The sequence below is a fragment of the Glaciecola sp. KUL10 genome (genome assembly GCF_003203515.1).
Lineage (GTDB): Bacteria > Pseudomonadota > Gammaproteobacteria > Enterobacterales > Alteromonadaceae > Glaciecola.
In genome coordinates, this window is record NZ_BGNG01000008.1 from 16,209 (window position 1) to 34,400 (window position 18,192).

An 18,192-nucleotide genomic window follows, 5' to 3' on the forward strand; every position below is an offset into this window, starting at 1 on the left:
TTTAGTTTGCTCCTTTAGCAGCGCTGATATCCAATTCGAGCACGACAGACTCCAATGGGCGTAGCATCAAATCAAGATTAGCAGACGAGCGTTTTTTACCAATATTAAGTGGATAGACAATACCGTTTAATAGGTCGGTTGTTTGATAACTTCCTTGGTTTAATGCCCATTTGCTAATCAAATCAATCGGCAGATTTAAACTAAAAGTCGCTTGCTGTTCAGAAAAATTGCTGACCACAATTAAGGCTTTATCGTTAGTATATCGAACAAAAGAATACTGAGACTCTGAATACGCACTTTCTTGTTGAGTATTAAAGCTATGGATACTTTGATACTCACCAAGCATCGTTGGGTGGGTAGCAGAAATAGTCATTAAGTTTTCATAAAAAGCACGCAATGCTTTCTCTTTTGCCGTGGATTGACCACCATCAAAGGCTCCACCGTTCATAAATCGTTGATGAGCCGGCACACCCGCGTAATCGAAAATAGTGGTGCGTGTTGGGTCACCAAAACCAGTTTCTTCTGAACCGTCTTCACCCACATCTTGTGCAAAATAAAGCATCGTCGGCGAGCGACTGATTAGGCTCGATACCACCATCGCAGGTTTGCCTTTATCAGCATCTCCTGCAAAGTCTAGACTTGCGATACGCTGTTCATCGTGGTTTTCTAGAAAATGTAACATGTGCAATTCAATATCTTTCATGCTCGCTTGAATATCCTCTAGTGCTTGAGCAGGTCCCGTGCCTTGCATTAGCAATTTAAGCGAATCATAAAACTCTACTTTGTCGTACAAGTAATCCATTTTGCCCAATTGCAAATAATCACGGTATAAATCTGGGTTGTAAACTTCTGCAAGTAAGAACGCATCAGGATTTTTTTGCTTAATTGAAGAATTCAAGTAAGACCAAAACTCAACTGGCACCATTTCGGCCATGTCATAACGAAATCCATCGACGCCTTTATCCAACCAGTAATGAACGATTTGTTCAAACTTAATCCATGAATCAGGCACATCTTTGCCTTTCCAAAACTCAGCATGTGCTTGTAAATCTTGATTACGATATGCCTCAGGTAGTTTTTCAAAGTCGTAGCTACCGTCTGGTCTGACGCCGTAGTTAACTTTTACAGTCTCGTACCAGTCATTAGCATCTGGCTGCGGCGCGCGCGAACCGTTGCCTGTCCATTTGGCAGGTATTTCTTCAAACTGACCGTCAGCTAGGGGGTGTGCTTCGCCCCCAAGCGGCAAATAACCGTTGACTGAAGCAGGCACTTCAAAAGACTCGCCAACTACATAATAAAAGTTGTTATCGCGCGCATATTCAACTGACGTATCATCATTTGCACCAAAATCACTGACGCCTTCTGGCGCACTTAGCGACTCATAAGCGCGAGCAACGTGGTTAGGGACAATATCGATGATGACCTTTAAATCTTGCGCATGCGTTCGTTTTACCAATGCTTCAAACTCTTGAAGTCTGTTAGCGGGATCATCTGCAAGGTCTGGGTTGACGTTATAATAGTCTTTAACAGCGTAAGGAGAACCCGCTCGGCCTTTTACAACATCAGGGTCATCATCGGAAATTCCAAAGGCCTTGTAATCTGTAATCACTGCATGATGGGGAATACCGGTGTACCAGACATATGATGCGCCTAACGCTTTGATGCTCTTTAATGCAGTTTCGTCAAAATCGCTGAACTTGCCGACGCCGTTTTCTTCAAGCGTTCCCCAAGGTTTGTTTGTGGTATTTTCATTGCCAAACAAACGCGTAAAGACTTGATAAACAACGGGCTTACCTTGGCCCTGCGCGTGATGAGGATGAACTTCCAAAGCAGTGGCAGTAGACATAGATTCAGCACTCTTTTTGGTATGACTATCAGAGCAAGCACTTAAGGAAAACAAGCTTGCGAGAGAAAGCATGGCAACAGTTGGCAACACAAACGATTTAGCCGAACGAGGCAGACGCATAATTAGTTCCTTTGATTAAAATACTATTTATTTCGATGCTAAGTCGTATGTTAACCGTTAATACATTGTTAAAACATATGCATACGTATTCAGATGTTAAAACAATGTATAAATAAACGTGGCTAGCGAACTTTGCTGAGTGGCCACAACGATTGCACCCAACATTGCCATGATTAGAATAATAGGAAACAACCATATTTTCTTTCGGACTTTCAGAAATGCCCACAAGTCTTGCAAAAACTCCCCCATTAAAAAGGCTCCTTTAAATTCTCTTTGCTAGGTATTTTTTGATTTTTGACCCAAGCACTTTTTTCAGTAATCTTATGCTTAAACTGCAATTTATTGATTAATCGCATAAATAAGCCAATGGGCACAATGATAAAATAGAAGATAACAAACATGATTAAATGCGTATTTAACCATCCTAAGGCCGACGCAAATACCATCCACACTAAATAGATCGGATACAGTATACTCGGTTTGAATATTTGCGTTAACGCCAGCGCCATACTCATTGCAATTGGCCAATTTGGGATACTTCTTTCAAATAACCAAGGCAGCACCAGCATAAAAATCAAAGGAATGGTGATCGCCATTGTTAGTGCAAATGAGCGTAGCGCACCCACGTCACTCTTACTAGCAATAGGAAGCATCATGGCTTGAAACCATTTAGGACCAACATCCACGGGCTTATTCATTGTTCATTCTCGGCTTTGTCCAGTGAAATTAATATGGCGATGATAAACATATTAATCCTTTTCAAATTGAATAGATTGCGCCAATTCAATTTGCTCTTTGGGCTGTTGAGCTTTTAAGAGCACCACGTTTTCCATTATCAACACATCCATTTCGGTCGCCAAAAAACACCGTATTGCATCATCAGGGCTTCTGACCGGTGGCTCGCCTCGCACGTTAAAAGATGTATTGATCAACATTCCCACTCCAGTACGTTGTTTGAAAGCACTTAGTAGTAGGTGAAACAATGGGTTGGTATCTTGGTGAACCGTTTGTACCCGCGCTGAATAATCAACATGAGTAATGGCTGGCACCATACTTCTAATTTGATTTAGCTTTGCTAAACCAGTCAATTTTGACGATTGGGAATGATAGTGTCGGTGCTCTTTTTTGACACCTGCCACCATCAACATGTAGGGGCTTTGATCGGAAAACTCGAACCACTTCGACACATCCTCCGCTAATACAGCGGGTGCGAATGGCCTAAATGATTCGCGTTGTTTAATTTTCAGGTTCATTTGAGCCTGCATCTCACTATTGCGAGGGTCGCCTATAATAGAGCGGTTACCCAATGCCCTTGGCCCAAATTCCATCGCGCCTTGAAACCACCCCACTACATTGCCAGCTTCGATATAATCTATGGCTTTATTAATCACCTGATGTTGGTCATGAAGGGTATATATCAACGATTTTTGCTCACAGGCTTTCACTACCGACTCAGTGGTATAGTCATCACCTAAGTAGGCTCCTTTCATTTTATCTTGGTTTGGGGTAAAGCTTCGCTTGCTTGAAAAAAACTGATAGTCCGCCTGCATCGCACAACCAATGGCACTTCCAGCATCTCCTGCGGCGGGTTGAATCCAAATATTTTTAAACGGGCCTTCTCGTTTTAAGCGACCATTAGACACGCAATTTAAAGCGACACCGCCTGCTAAACAAAGATTGTCTATCTTCGTTTGTTGAAATATGAAATCAGCGATCTTTAACACAATATCTTCAGTCACCACTTGAATCGACTTTGCTAAGTCCATCTGCATTTGCACGGGTGTTTGCTCGCTGTCAAAAGCCTTATGACCAAACAACTGATGAAACTTTGTATTAGTCATCGTACTACCCGCTGCATAGTCAAAATACGACATGTCTAAAGAAAAGCTTCCATCTTCTTTTATGTCGACCAAATGCGCTTTAATCAGGTCAACATATTTGTCCTCTCCGTATGGCGCTAAGCCCATTAATTTATACTCTCCAGAATTTACTTTGAACCCACAATATTGAGTAAACGCGGAATAAAGCAAGCCAAGCGAATGAGGGAATTGAATTTCAAATAACGGCTTTATCTGATTGTCTTCCCCTATCCAAGCAGATGAAGTTGCCCACTCTCCTACACCGTCTAAACAGAGGATCGCAGCATGGTGGAAAGGACTAGGATAAAAAGCCGCAGCGGCATGTGATTGATGATGTTCACAAAACAATAATTCAGGCAGTCTTGGCTTTTTTTCTTTTTCTCGTTCAAGTTCTATATTGGTTTGATTGCGATTTGCTCTGCTTTGATGAATTAATTCTCTAAGCTCTCGACGCAACAGTGACTTTAAATAAAGTTTTTCTTTCAACCAAATGGGCATCGCGCGCATAAACGACAAAAAACCAAACGGTGCATTAGCAAGATAGGTTTCTAACAGGCGTTCAAATTTGAGCATCGGCTTGTCATAAAATACAACCGCATCTAATTCATCCACACTGATATCCGCTCGCGTCAGACAGAATTGAATCGCATTGGACGGAAAACGAGCATCGTGTTTTTTTCTTGAATACCGTTCTTCTTGTGCAGCTGCGATAATTTCACCGTCTTGGATAAGCGCGGCCGCACTGTCGTGATAATATGCTGAAATTCCTAACACTAACGCCATTTACATCATCTTAAATTTAATTGTTATAATTTTGTAACGAGACCTCAGCAGTTTACCGTATTGACTTTGACTGTCTATGCGCAAGCCGCAAATAAATAGACTGAATTCGTATGTAGTGTGGAATTACGAAGGCTAACTTATCGACAAGCCTAAGCATGATCCTTTAACATGTGCCTTTAATACGGCTCTGTAGCATGAAGACCAACGAAAACGCTAATCAGAAATTAATCAAGGAAGGCACGTAACTTGTGACCGCTCGAAAGCTATCATTCTACGTTATTGCGATTGCAATCCCATTTGTTTTCATTGCTTTACTCGAGCTAGGATTACGTATAGTCGGATATGGTCAATCTTACCCACTGTTTGTGCCCGCTCCCAAGCTCGAACAATATCTACAACCCAATCCTGTAATAATAAAACGCTTCTTTCATCAACATGCTTCTGCCCCTAATGTCGCGCCTGATACCATATTATTCAAGAAACAAAAGTCGTCAGATACAAAGCGAATCGTATTAATGGGCGGCTCTACCGCTGCTGGGTTTCCTTATGGTCGTTTCGGCTCTCCTTTAGGATTATTGCACCAACAAGTGAAACTGGCTTATCCAGAAGAAAAGATTGAATTTATCTCAGTTGCTATGGCAAGTATTAATACCTATTCGATCCTCGATTTTGTTGATGAAGTGTTGGCCATCGAGCCTGATGCCGTCTTGATTTATGCCGGCCACAATGAGTATCTAGGTGTCATGGGCGTTGGATCGAGCTTCGCTTCAAAAGGTGGACACGCGGCCAACTTAGCGTTTTTAAAACTAAAAGACGCTCGAATATTCCAACTTGCTCAAAACATTTATTATGGCCTTTTTGTCGAACAGGCATTTGAACATAAAGGCAATCGAACAGTTATGGCCAGTGTGGCGAAGGAAAAATCAATTCCTTTAAATTCAGCGCTTTACGAGGCAGGAAAGACCCAATTTTCAGAAAACCTCAAGGCTATTTTGACATCGCTTAATCAACAAGGTGTCGCAACCTATATTTCAACAATTGCTAGCAATGAAGCTGGGCAGCGGCCTTTTGAATCAACGGATACGGCAAACACGACCGCCTTATTAAAAAGGTCATTTGAACTTAATAATATCAACCCTAAGCAAGCATCATTATTGAGCAATGCAGATGCAAAAAGCGCAAATTTAGCGTTTATGCTAGCTCAAAAGCTTGAAGCTAACTATCCACAAGCTGCACTAACACAGTATGTACGTGCTAATGATTTAGATGAATTAAGATTTAGAGCGCCAAGCGAATTTAATAAGCTCATAGAATCATTAAGTGCTGAACTAGAGCATGTCACCCTAGTGGATTCATTGAGTGCATTTAGAACCCAAAGTGAAAACCGCATTATTAATAATAAGTTAATGTTTGAGCACCTTCACCCTAATGAAGCAGGTTACCTGCTTATTGCGCAAAGCTTTTTTAGTGTATTGGAAAAAGCGACGTTTTTTGAAACAACTAAATTATCAAGTCAACAAATTAGTATTAAAAACAATCCGATTCTACACAGCGATAACTTTAGTGCTCAACACAAAATCAAAACGCTAACATCTGACTACCCATTTGTGGCAAGCAAACAAACAGTAAACGAACCCGTCGCCTCTAATCAGTTAGAGAAAGTCGCCATTGCACGACTTAATAATGCCAACTGGATCGCAACACAAAAACAGCTAATCGAACTTTATCAATCCAAGCAACAATGGCTCAATGCCGGCATTTCTGCAGGTATGTTATTTGATGCACTGCCCTTTGAACATCAATCTGCGCGTGCAGCGAGTCTATTTTATTTACGAGCAAATCAATACACCTTTGCTTACTACTACGCGCAAAGAGCGTATGAACTCAATCGACAAGACGCAAACTATGGTTTAACACTGGCTGAAGTCACGTTTAGATTAGGCATGAAAGAAAAGTCACTTAGCTTACTCGACAAGATTATTAGTGAGCATCCCAACAACGCAAAAGCCAAAGCCATTAGGCAACAAGTCAGTTAATTTATGAATAAAACATCCAAGCCTCAGATTTATATCTTTTACGCGATTGCGGTCTTTATCCCTGTTTTATTTTTTCTGTTAATAGAACTGGGGCTAAGAGTGACTGGGTACGGAAAAGACTACCCTTTATTTATTAGCAACCCAGCGCACGAATCATACGTATTGCCCCGCCCTGATATTATTAAACGCTACTTTCCAGACAATGCAGATTTGCCCTCAGTCACCATGGAAGCGAATTTTTTGTTGGCCGAAAAGCCAGATAATGCATATCGTATTTTTGTGCAAGGCGGCAGCACGGCAGCTGGCTTTCCCTATGGATTGGGCGCATCGATAGCCGGTGTGCTTGATCAAAGAATTAGGCAAAGCATGCCAGGTGTTCATACAGAAGTCGTTAACACTGCAATGTCTGCGGTCAATTCTTACATGTTGTTTGATATTGCAGACGATATTATTGAACAACAAGCAGACGCGGTGTTTATTTATGCGGGCCACAACGAATACTTAGGGCTTTTGGGCATCGGCTCACAATACACTGTCGCGGGCTCGGGCTTGATCACTCGGTGGTTTGTTCGTTTAAAAGATCTGCGGGTTTTTCAACTAGTACAGTCTATTATTTTTAAGTTTAAGCAATCTCCTGAAAACCATTCGCTCGAAAAAACTCATCAAGATTCGCGCACTTTTATGTCTAAAGTCTCCAAACACAAAGAGATTGCCAGCGATTCAAGTATGTTTGAAGCGGGAATTAATCAGTTTGAAACGAACATGAGCATATTGTTAGACAAATATGAGCAAGCTGAGATTCCTGTTTTTCTTTCAACCATTGCCAGTAACTTAAAAGACCAAGCGCCTTTTGCTTCTGCCCAAGCAGAGCCTGAATTTGCTAGCAAGCTTGCTCAATTTAAATCCGCTTTAAGCAGCTTATCAAGTCAGCAAGCGAAGCAAACTGCTGAGACCCTCTCGATTTCTTTAAAAAATTCTATCAGCGGGAATTTGCATTTCGACTTTGCTAGCTTGGCTCATCAATTAGGTGCATTCGAAACGGCTAAAACTCATTATTTGCTTGCAAAAGAGCATGACTTACTGCGGTTTAGAGCACCAGAACAGATCAATGAAACGATAAGAAATTTAGCCACCAAATATAAAAACGTGACCTTGGTAGATGCGCACGCAGCATTGGTTCAACGAAGCCCGAATAGAATTATTGGCAATAACTTTATGCTTGAACATTTGCATCCCAATCTCACGGGGTATTACGTGATTTCAAATAGCTTTTATGAAGCTTTTGCACGAAGCCAATTAGTAAAAAACTTCAAGAAAGTCAGCATCGACCTTGCTTGGCAACAACGATTAGTGCTTCCAGCAGAGGAGTACAATGGGTTTGCGAGTATCGTAAAACTGAAATCAGATTATCCATTTGTGGATACTCCACAAACGCCCAAATTACCTCGACCAGCTGATTGGCAACAGCAACTGGGCAAACAGCTGTATGAAAAGCGCATCGATTGGCTAACCATGATGCAAAAAAGTTTAGAACGGTATCGTGCCAGTAATCAACTCGACAAAGCCTATAAAACCCTGCAAATACTAGCTGATGCACTTCCACACAACGGGCTATATAATCTTCAAACAGCAGAAATCATGTTTAAAGAAAAACGCTTTACTGAATCACTTCACTATTATCGACGAGCAAAGCTAGCCGGTGCGATTGGACCTAAGATTGATTCAAATATTTCTTTTTTAGAGAGCAAGTTTACCAAACAAGCATCATAAAAGATAAAGTCATGAAAGATAAAGCCCGTTTAGTGGGTCACAATCAAAAATCAAATCAGGAAAAATGACATGCAAATTGTGTGTATACACTGCGAAGCAATCAATCGCGTACCAGACGACCGTCCGCTCAATGAAGCAAAGTGTGGTAAATGTGCAAATTCACTTTATCAACATCACCCCGTCACCTTAAATGACCACAACTTTTTTAGATTCATTGAAAAAACCGAATCACCAATCATCGTGGACTTTTGGGCTGATTGGTGTGCGCCTTGTCGCAATATGGCCCCCGTATTCTCCTCTGTTGCCGCTGAATCACAAGGCATTATATTTGCTAAAGTCGACACTCAAGATGCACAACAAATATCGGCGGAAGCCATGATCCGTTCGTTACCTACTTTAGTGTTTTTCAATAAGGGGCAAGAGGTCAATAGAGTCAGTGGTGGCTTAAACGCGTCTCAGATGAAAGCTTGGATTATGGAGTGTGTTAGACAGCTTTAAAACAAATAACAGAATGACTGCGTGATGACGTAATGGTTGGCATTAATAGTGTCAACTATTTTTACAGAATTCATTTTGAAGTTAAAAAAACCTTATAACTTATTGTTTTAATTAACTAATATTATATGGCTTGATTACTGCTTAAAATAAAATGGCTCGCTGTAGAAGGAAAATGGCTGTATGAAAATAACAATAACTAAATGTATTCAAGGATTGATGCTTGTAGCATCTTTATCGGGCGGTTCTATGGCCAACGCAATTGTAATCTATACGGACGCAACGGCTTTTCAAAATGATAATGTTGTCACTTTTGTTACGACTCCTTCAGGCGGTGGAAATGGAACTGTCGCTGGCTCACTGGCCTTTACTAATGGTCCCTCAGCAAGCATTGTTTTTGGAAATTTCACTAACCTTTTACAGAATGAGCTTGGCATTTCAGATATTGAGAATTTCAACGTAAATATTAGCGGTGGTGCGTATGCCTTTGGATTTGATGTCACAGATCCGCAATCAAGCTCACTGCCGAATGGCTGTAATGTAAATTCTTGCATTGATTCGGTTTTTAGTTTTTCAATTTTCGATAGCAATACTCTTATTGGTTCCTTCTCGTTTGACCCTTTGTTTTCTGATTCGGTTGTAAGTTTTGTTGGCGTGTATTCAAATGTCTTGTTTAATCGCGTAGAAATACGTGAAACTTTCGGTACAAATGACAACGAATACTTTGGTAACTTTCAATTGAGCACAGTTCGGCAAAGTGTAAGCGAGCCTGAGTTCTTGATGTTTTACTCTCTCTCAATATTTTTGCTGTTAAGCTTTCGAAGAAAACTAAATCGTTTTTCTTAAATTCAAAATCGCCATAAACATAAGGGCTAACATCGCGGTTAGTTCTTCGTTTATCAATCGGAATTTTTGCAACTGTCCTTTGCAACATAGCGTATAGTGTTTACCTTACTCCTCTTATAAATACCTAAATAGAAAATAACCAATCCAGCTTAATAAGACGCTGCCAATGTGAACTATTCAACAGTCTTAATCATAATTTTTTCCATTAGTTTCAATTTAATTAGCATTGCTTTTAAGCGCGTTATCCCTCGTTAATATCTCTATGTGTGCGACTCATTTCATTCGCTCAAATAAGCAACACCGCTCTATAAAACTTAATCCCGGCATAAATAGCCCCGCAAAAACAAAATATTTTGTTAGCTGGTTTACGTAAGCCAACGCTTTAATAAATCTTTTTGTAGAGTAATTTGATAAAAAAAATCCCACGACTTTAATCGCGGGATTTTATTATCACTTCTATAAATACTTTTTGAACATTAATTACTTATAGAAAATCCTAACTAAACAATTCTTGTAAAGTCTAATCTTTCTTAATAACCGTCACAGTCGGCGCACTAGCATCCGGACCTGTCACTTTAAACTCATACAGCCCGGCTTCACCCGCTGGTAGTATTAAGTTGTCATTAGTCGAGAACAGTGGCTTAGAGACACCCAGGTCAACAATCGCGCTATCGGCATTCTCTGCACCCAAGTTAACTGTACTCCAGTCACCTGTTGCAACTTTAAACTGCACCTCTGAGCCATCTAATTCAATATCAATTGAATAGCTACCCTCACCTGCGTAAGAAAGCGCATCAACTTCACCCCAACCGTTCATACCGCCGCGGATGTAGACCGTATTGTTGCCGAAGAACTCTTCAGCAAACACACGTATCTTAGGCTCAGATAAGGTCGTCACATCAAAGATAAACGCATAGCCCGCTGTTTCATCGATTTGAATACTCAAGTTGTCATTAGAGCCTTGAAGTAATGCTTGGTTTTGGCCTAGTGAGACTTGCACATCAAGTGGATCAGCACTGATTGCCCCCATGTTTACTGTCGCCCAATCATCTGACGCAACCTTGAAGAAGTATGGGTCTGCTGAAGCAGCGACTTCTAATGTCGTTGTGTAGATTCTGCCACCTTGGTACTCAAACTCTTGGCTTGTGCCCCAATCTGTCATACCGCCTCGCAAGAATACAGGTGTACCAACAAATGGTTCTTCGTTAACCACGGTCAATACTGGTGCTGACGTATCACGTGCATCAAGTGTAAACACAAATGTTGCATCAACTGCAGGCATAAACATTAAGTTATCACCCGCACCCGGAACTAGCGTTTTCGCTTCGTTTTCGATGACGATTGGGTCAGCATCATTACCTAAGTTCACAGCACTCCAATCAGATGAGGCTACTTTGAATGCGTAGTTAACATCAGCCGTTAAGGTATAAGTCGTCTCATAGATGCCATCACCTTTATATTCAAACGGTGTAGACTCACCCCAGTCGTTCATTGAACCACGTAAGAAGACTGTTTCGTCACCATAAGGAACCACATCAGGTGCACCCGCTGTTGCATATGCAGACAGCCCATAAGCACGCTCGCTACCTTGAGGCTTAACAAACACAGCCATGGTTAACGCAGGCACTGTAAACGTGCCGCCTTCTTGGTCTTCGCCCGCTTCAGTAAAGCTTGCCCCGCGAACAGTTGGGTCAACAGACATTTGCTGGGTCATATGAAGTTCGAAACCAGCAGCTGTGCGCACTTCAATCGACTTTTCTTCGTAACCAGAGTTCACCACAATGGCAACCGCATCGTACATTGGATCAAGGTCAGCAAGTTGCGTTTCAAGATCTGCGTTAATGCCATCGTCAATGCTCATCATAATTAAACCGGCTTGTTGACGGTCACCAATGTTGTGGAAACCCACTCTATCAATGATGTCTTGAGCAGTTGTTAGTTTGAATAAACGGCTACCTTGTCTGATTGAAACAAACTCTTTAAACACTTCACCCGCAAACTCAATTTCAGTCATGCTTGCTGCACGCTCTGGAGCATAAATGAAGGTAGCTAGCTCGTCCCAACGATTTTGGTTGTCAGATGCCAACGGCAAGCCGACGTTCCAGTTGTTGGTATTTTTAGTGAAGTCTACAAAGTTGAACCAATCACCCGCATCAAAGCTGTTGCGGTCCATCGATTTAGAGCGCAGTAACTCACCGCCCATTTGTAAGAACGGAATACCTTGCGACATTACAGTTAAGTTCATACCAATGTTTTGGGCTCTTACGCGTTCTTCAAGCGTTAAATCGCTAGGCAGTACGTAGTTAAATTGGTCCCATAGTGATTCATTATCATGCTTAGACACATAGTTAATAATGTCAGCAGGATCTTGTGCATAACCACCTAGTGCGCTTGTTTCAACTGCGGTGCCTGTAAAGGTTTCTAAAACGTAGTTGCTCAAGGTACCCGCCATGCTCATCTTCACGCGATCTTGTGCATCAAACAGACCGTTGTCAGCTTCACGCTTAAAGATTTGACCTTGACGCACAGCTTCGCGGATACGGTCATTAAATGTACCAATTTCAGTACCCGCCATGTTCGCTTGGGTCGCTTGCTCATAACCACGATCTTGTTTAATCCAACCTTCCCCATAGAAGTAATTATCTGGGTCAATCGCTTGGATAACTTCTTCAAGTTTAACCATCGTGTCTTTGGTCGCCTGAGACATAATGTCGAAACGGAACGAATCGAACTTATACTCTTGCGTCCACATCACCAATGAGTCTTCCATGAACTTCTCAAACATCACGTTGCGTGGTTCAGTATCATCACAGCAAGTTTCACGCACAATTGCGCCTGAATCCACTTCGTATCGATGGTAATAACCTGGTACAACTTTGTCTAATACAGACTTAAAGAACAAGCCCGATGCGTTTGTGTGGTTGTAGACAACATCTAATGCAACACGTAAGCCTAATTCGTGAAGTGCTTGGTTCATCGCACGCATTTCTTTAATACGCGCAACTCCTTCTGGATCAGACGAGTAGCTGCCTTCTGGTGCATTAAAGTGATGCGGATCATAACCCCAGTTAAACTGGTCAACACCGCGCATATCTTGAGCAAGCGCTTGTGCTTTAGTAGGTTCTTGAACAGCGTTATAGCTTGCGAACAAATCACCTAGCGTCATGTTTTCTTCTTCTGACTCACACACCGATGCGTTGCGATTCAGTAAGCAAAGCTCACCAACCGTGCTATCAAAATCAACTGTTTTTGACACGTCTTCATCAATCGTGGCGATATCATTTGCAGGCAGCATATGGAAGTGAGTCACGCCCGCTTCAACAAGTGAACGCAAATACTCTACTGGAACACTGCCTTCTTCTGTAAACGCTAAGTACTTACCGCGATTAGCCGCAGATACGGATTCGTCACGAATACTAAAGTCACGAATATGACCTTCGTAAATCACCGCATCTTCGAAGTATTCGATAGTAGGAATCTCATGCGTATCCCAACCCTCTGGCTTCAAGTCTTCATCTGTTAAATCAACAAAGCGTGAAAAACGACCATTGGTAGATAAAGATACAGAGTAAGGGTCAGTCACTTCTAACACTTCAATATTGCCGCTCACTGGATGATAAACCGTTACTTCATAACGATATAAGGTGCGGTCTAGCTCTGCTTCTGACGCAGAGTAGGACCAAATCCCTGTTGCAGAATCTTCAGTCATTGGAATACTTGAAGAAAGCGTTTTGGCTTCAGAGTAGCGCAATAAATTTACTGATTGTGCAGTTGGCGCCCAAACCGATAAATTGATTTGTCCGTCAGCATAGACAGCACCTAAAGCAGCTTCATTAGCGTCGTTTTCGCCTGCTGTATAAAGCTGGTCTAGACCATTCGCTAATTGAATACCTGTCGCCTCTACTAAGGTACCTTCTGAGTTGTAACCGCCCAAAACGGCCATTCCTTTCATCACTGCTTTTGCGTCAGCGGCTTCCCACTCACCGGCGAAAGCTTGCATTGAAGCAAGGTGTGGCGCGATGGCAGCTTGCTCGTCCGTCAATACAACAGACTCCAAGTCTACTGAAGTGCCGTTAAGTCCGCTTTCTAAGGATGCCTCAAGATCAGCATTAGCAGAGTAATGAAGTTTGACGCTTTCAACAGTGTCACTGACTGGGTTCCACATAATGGTGTTGGTATCTAGCCAGTGTGCCGCCATGCCTTCGATTTTAACTGGTTGAGGGCCAAGCGAAATAATCGGGAATTCAAAAATGGTGGTTTCGCCAGTCAGGGTGAAGTTCATACGTGTGAACGTAGGATCATCTTGTGTCAGGCTTCCCTTTTGATCGATACCGCCTAAGTCTTTACCTGCGTCATCAGTACCGATGTGCACGATGAAGTTATGGCAAGCGCCTGTAGTGTCAGCATAACCGGGTTTTAAATCTAGCACCCAGTAAGCACCATAGTTTGGATCGATACCGGTATGAACACGTCCATTCGCCCACTCTGTATCTGAGTCTGCATATGCATCACACTCATCATTGCTCCATGTGTGAAGTCTCCAACCTTCATAAGAAGCATCGTTTGATGAGTTATCCGCGCCTGCAGTTAAACGGTTGTAATATAGTACCGCTTGGTCTTCCGCTGGAAAGAAAACAGGAGGCGGAAGCGTAGGATCAGCCCCCACCACACACGCATCGTTGGTTTCATTAGGCACAGTTGGTGGCGGGCACACAATCGGTGGCGGTGGTACACAAGAAGTACCTGTTGAATCCGGCACATTGGGTACATCACAGGTTAAAAGTTGATTTGTGCCAGACTCGATATCCGAGCCACCGCCACAGGCAGATAACACCAAGGCAGATAGCACAATGGCAAAAATACCAAAGACTTTTCGTAGATTAAACATGGGCAAATACTCCGATGTTGCTATGGTTTGCGATAATGCACGTTGTTCACGGGGCATTTTATTTTTTGTTATTTTCATAATTTGTATGTGACCCCTAAGAAGTACTGCGTTCCAAAGAACTGAATGGTGCCTGTTTGCTCTTCTGAGCTAAAGAAACTTCTCGTTGGTTCGTCAGTTAAGTTGTTGATTTGAAACAACACACTAGTGTTATCATTAACTTGGTAAGACGCTTGATAGTCGATAACGATCTCAGAATCGAAATTAACAACTTGATCGTTGATGGCGACTTGCTCAGACACAAATGCATCTCTGTAGCGCGTGCTTAAGCGAGTTTCAAAGCCCTCGTACTCCCAAAATACCGTTGCAGTCGCAACAGATTCAGAAAGCCCAGGCAGGCTACTGGCAAATACGCCATTGCCTGTCGTTCTTTGAATTTCACTTTCAGTAAATGAGTAACTCGCACTCACACCTAAACCAGACCATAAATCAGGTAAGAAGCTATAAATTTGCGTGTAGCTGAGCTCTAATCCTCGGATATAACCGCCGTTAGCATTATTCACCGCAGTCTCATAGCGACCATTTTCAGTTGGAACCGTTACAAAAATGGGTTCGCCTTGCGCATCACGCGCTCGTTCTGGCTCTTGCCCTGCAAATTCTGCTTCTAAGAAAACAGGTACTGACAGAGAATCAGGCACTGAAAAACCATTTGCAGCAAAGTCAAATGGCTCAATACCAACGTTTTCAATAAACGATTCGATGTCTTTATAGAACAACGCGGCTACAAAGTTACCGTCCGTTTCTGAGAAATAATATTCGTAAGACAAGTCATATTGGGTAGCGTAGAAAGGTTCAAGCGTTGGACTGTTTCGTGAATTACCCGAAATTCTAGCTGTTTGCTCAGATAATGTAATGACGCCAGAATCGCGATCTTGAGTCGCTGTCACTTCTGCGATGTTCGTTGACGTATTGGCAGCAAAACGGTTAATAGGTGCTCTGCCCATTACCTTGGCTGCTGCAAATCTTATTAAAGAGTCATCAGTGAGCGCGAAGTTAAGGTTTAAAGATGGTAATACATCAGTAAATTCGTGCGTAATAATAGTTGAACGATAGAAGTTATTGATTAAACCTGCATCGTCAGTGATATTTTGCGCACCCAAGGTTGGGTCACTCACTTCTTCTGTTTCACCGGTTTCTGTGTCTATCACTAATTGACGCGTTGCACGCTCAAGTGCCGTCGATGCTTGTTTCGATTCAACATAACGTACACCAATATTACCGGTGACCGGCATATCGAATAACTCCATGTCGATGTTGGCCATGAAATAAGCTGCGTTTACTGTTTCAAACACATCACCGCTTTCAAGCACTGACCAAGCAGTACTTGGCCCTGTTTCTGCGCCATTAATGACGCCATCGGCCGTCGGTCCCCACGTTTGAACTGGCTGAGGTACACCGTTAGGGAACCAAGCTTCAAGTGTGCTATCTAAATCAACTGACAAATAACTCGGGAAATAAGAAAACTCACCTTGCCAATTAACAACATTGACTAAGTTATTGTTGAGTGCCAAAGGTGGCTCACTGGTTGAAAATGCCCCGTCGTTGCCGTACTCGAATACCGAACGATCGTTAGTGTATTCTCTATCGGAATAACGATAACCCACTTCAATCGACGAAATAAAATCGTTATCTAAGGTGTACTGTGCGTCAAATCTGTAAGCGTCTAATTCATCAGTATTCTGGAAAGGATAAATACCGTATTTACTCACGAAAACGCGGCTAGTATCGGTAAATGCATCGTTTTGATTAAATGCAAGATCTGGCAGATCTAGGCCGTTTAATAAGTAAGAAATCGATACATTTTCGTCGAATGTAGGCACGCCATTTTCATCAACGTCACCCACTAAGGACCACGTCAGTCCATTACGGAAATCGCTACTAGATTTAGACAAAGAAACATCAAATGAAAGCGTAAGGTCATCGGTAACTAACCACTCAGCATTAACGCCAAAGTTTTCGATTTCGTCGACTTCGTTGTTGTTATCGTTGACTAATTCTACGCGTGTGAAGCTAGTGTCAGTGCGATTGAATGTGCCGCCAACGACACTGTTATTAACCACAACCGGATTGGTAATTGATGCAGTTGGACCGCCTAGTTTTACACGAAAGCCTCGCGCAAACACTTCGGAGTCGAATTTTGAAATAAACGCGTCGGCTCTTAATGTAAAGTTATCAGTCGGTACCCATTCAAGTGCAGCCATATAACCATTTCGCGTTTCAGAACCACCCAAATGTTGCATTTCAAAGCCTTCGCTTATCAATTCACACTCAACACACTGTTGGTCTCTTGGTACACTGGAATTAGGATCGTAGTTATCTTCATCACCTGCGATACCGTCTACGTCCACTTCTGCATTATAAGCTAAGCCAACAAATTGCGTTGCCACCCCTGGCTGAAACAAACGAGCGTAGCCAAGTGCCACACCTAATGTGTCATCTAAATATTTACCTTGATATGAAAAACTCAGTCTATGGCCATATTCATCCGCACCGTCAACTTGGTCTGCACGATCATTAAACATACCGCGAACATTTACACCAAATGTGTGCTGCTCGCTATTAGCAAGAGGGCTTGCCGTTTTTAGCTCAACCGTACCGGCGACACCACCTTCGATCAGAGATGCTTTGGGTGACTTATAAACCGCCGCAGAAGAAATCAGCTCCGATGGGTATTGGTCAAACTCGATTGAACGGCTTCCTGATGTGGAAACTTGTTCACGCCCATTTAAAGTCGAAAAAACAAAGTCGCCTGACAAACCACGAATATTTATTTCCGCTGCTTGACCACCGGTGCGCACCGCTGATATGCCGGGTAAACGCGTTAATGCATCGGCCATCGAAACATCTGGCAGACCGCCAAGGTCATCAGCAGATATTTGCTCAGAAACGGTATCGCTAAATCGTTTTTGATTCAACGATTTGATTAAGCTGGTACTAAACCCTGTCACTTCAATTCGTTCTACAGTGGCTTCGCCTTGTTCTTGGCGCGACAGTTCATCATCTTGCTCTTGCGCATAAACTGGTGAACTACCGAGAATCATGCCGCTGGCAATAATTGCAGCGGTAATCAAGCTAGGCTTAAATTTCTTCATAGGTGTGTCCCTTGGTTGCTAAAATATCGCACTTATTAAACATTTCTAGTCACAAAACATTAACGTGCTATTTTTCTTATCTCGCCAAATGTTACATTTTTGCTAATTTCATTAACACTTTATGCATACGTATTCATAAGAATGACTCACCTCAACACCACTAGTATCGAGGGATGCAAGCGCTTCCACCAATCATTTAGCAATTTTAAAAGTTAATATATTCATAGCCTTAAAAGCCTTAATCGATTAAGCTTTATACAAAGAAAGGGGGATGAATTGTTAAGGGGAGTCTATGTAGACATTTTCGTGAAAAGGCATTTTAGAGACGAAGTGTATTGCAAAATTAACACTCACTGCAGTGTTAATAGGATTAAGCACACTGGGTTTTGCGAACTACTCA

General features: G+C 42.2%; 10 protein-coding genes. 4 read left to right on the forward strand and 6 right to left on the reverse strand.

The window, feature by feature from the left end; genetic code table 11:
* Position 1 precedes the first annotated feature (1 nt).
* From KUL10_RS13450 to KUL10_RS13460, 4 genes are all read right to left on the reverse strand, one after another.
* The gene (locus tag KUL10_RS13450; RefSeq protein WP_199509250.1) at positions 2–1,966 is read right to left on the reverse strand and encodes an alpha-amylase family protein; all 1,965 of its coding nucleotides are present in this window, start codon (positions 1,964–1,966) and stop codon (positions 2–4) included.
* Positions 1,967–2,062: 96 nt separating this feature from the next.
* Positions 2,063–2,215: a DUF5989 family protein gene (locus KUL10_RS18730; protein WP_199509251.1), complete on the reverse strand. Its 153-nt coding sequence runs from the start codon at positions 2,213–2,215 to the stop codon at positions 2,063–2,065.
* Positions 2,215–2,664 carry an SxtJ family membrane protein gene (locus tag KUL10_RS13455; protein ID WP_110429468.1) on the reverse strand — a complete coding sequence of 150 codons (450 nt, stop codon included), beginning with the start codon at positions 2,662–2,664 and terminating at the stop codon, positions 2,215–2,217. Before KUL10_RS13455 ends, KUL10_RS18730 begins: the two co-directional genes overlap by 1 nt.
* Positions 2,665–2,715: 51 nt before the next feature.
* A complete protein-coding gene (locus KUL10_RS13460) occupies positions 2,716–4,608 on the reverse strand; it encodes a carbamoyltransferase (protein ID WP_110429469.1) in 1,893 nt (630 codons plus the stop codon).
* 248 nt (positions 4,609–4,856) lie between these two features.
* Between KUL10_RS13460 and KUL10_RS13465 the strand changes: the two genes are divergently transcribed.
* The 4 genes from KUL10_RS13465 (at position 4,857) to KUL10_RS13480 (ending at position 9,755) form a co-directional block, all read left to right on the forward strand.
* Entirely contained in the window at positions 4,857–6,644 is a 1,788-nt protein-coding gene (locus KUL10_RS13465; RefSeq protein ID WP_110429470.1) for a hypothetical protein, read from the forward strand.
* 3 nt (positions 6,645–6,647) lie between these two features.
* Positions 6,648–8,414, forward strand: a complete 1,767-nt coding sequence (locus KUL10_RS13470; RefSeq protein ID WP_110429471.1) for a hypothetical protein — start codon at positions 6,648–6,650, stop codon at positions 8,412–8,414.
* 69 nt (positions 8,415–8,483) lie between these two features.
* The gene (gene trxC / locus KUL10_RS13475; RefSeq protein ID WP_110429472.1) at positions 8,484–8,912 is read left to right on the forward strand and encodes a thioredoxin TrxC; all 429 of its coding nucleotides are present in this window, start codon (positions 8,484–8,486) and stop codon (positions 8,910–8,912) included.
* Positions 8,913–9,092: 180 nt separating this feature from the next.
* Entirely contained in the window at positions 9,093–9,755 is a 663-nt protein-coding gene (locus KUL10_RS13480; protein ID WP_110429473.1) for a hypothetical protein, read from the forward strand.
* Positions 9,756–10,275: 520 nt separating this feature from the next.
* On the opposite strand, the gene KUL10_RS13485 is transcribed toward KUL10_RS13480, so the two are convergent.
* On the reverse strand, positions 10,276–14,643 hold the full coding sequence (locus KUL10_RS13485; protein WP_110429604.1) for an alpha-1,6-glucosidase domain-containing protein: 4,368 nt from the start codon (positions 14,641–14,643) through the stop codon (positions 10,276–10,278).
* Between the two features lie 74 nt (positions 14,644–14,717).
* Positions 14,718–17,792 (reverse strand): TonB-dependent receptor, encoded by a 3,075-nt coding sequence (locus tag KUL10_RS13490; protein ID WP_110429474.1) that lies wholly within the window; start codon positions 17,790–17,792, stop codon positions 14,718–14,720.
* Positions 17,793–18,192 lie beyond the last annotated feature (400 nt).

Bases quoted from the DNA above. Each gene is read 5' to 3' on its own strand.
- KUL10_RS13450 (WP_199509250.1), bottom strand. From the start codon at position 1,966: ATGCGTCTGCCTCGTTCGGCTAAATCGTTTGTGTTGCCAACTGTTGCC.
- KUL10_RS18730 (WP_199509251.1), bottom strand. From the start codon at position 2,215: ATGGGGGAGTTTTTGCAAGACTTGTGGGCATTTCTGAAAGTCCGAAAG.
- KUL10_RS13455 (WP_110429468.1), bottom strand. From the start codon at position 2,664: ATGAATAAGCCCGTGGATGTTGGTCCTAAATGGTTTCAAGCCATGATG.
- KUL10_RS13460 (WP_110429469.1), bottom strand. From the start codon at position 4,608: ATGGCGTTAGTGTTAGGAATTTCAGCATATTATCACGACAGTGCGGCC.
- KUL10_RS13470 (WP_110429471.1), top strand. From the start codon at position 6,648: ATGAATAAAACATCCAAGCCTCAGATTTATATCTTTTACGCGATTGCG.
- trxC (WP_110429472.1), top strand. From the start codon at position 8,484: ATGCAAATTGTGTGTATACACTGCGAAGCAATCAATCGCGTACCAGAC.
- KUL10_RS13480 (WP_110429473.1), top strand. From the start codon at position 9,093: ATGAAAATAACAATAACTAAATGTATTCAAGGATTGATGCTTGTAGCA.
- KUL10_RS13485 (WP_110429604.1), bottom strand. From the start codon at position 14,643: ATGTTTAATCTACGAAAAGTCTTTGGTATTTTTGCCATTGTGCTATCT.
- KUL10_RS13490 (WP_110429474.1), bottom strand. From the start codon at position 17,792: ATGAAGAAATTTAAGCCTAGCTTGATTACCGCTGCAATTATTGCCAGC.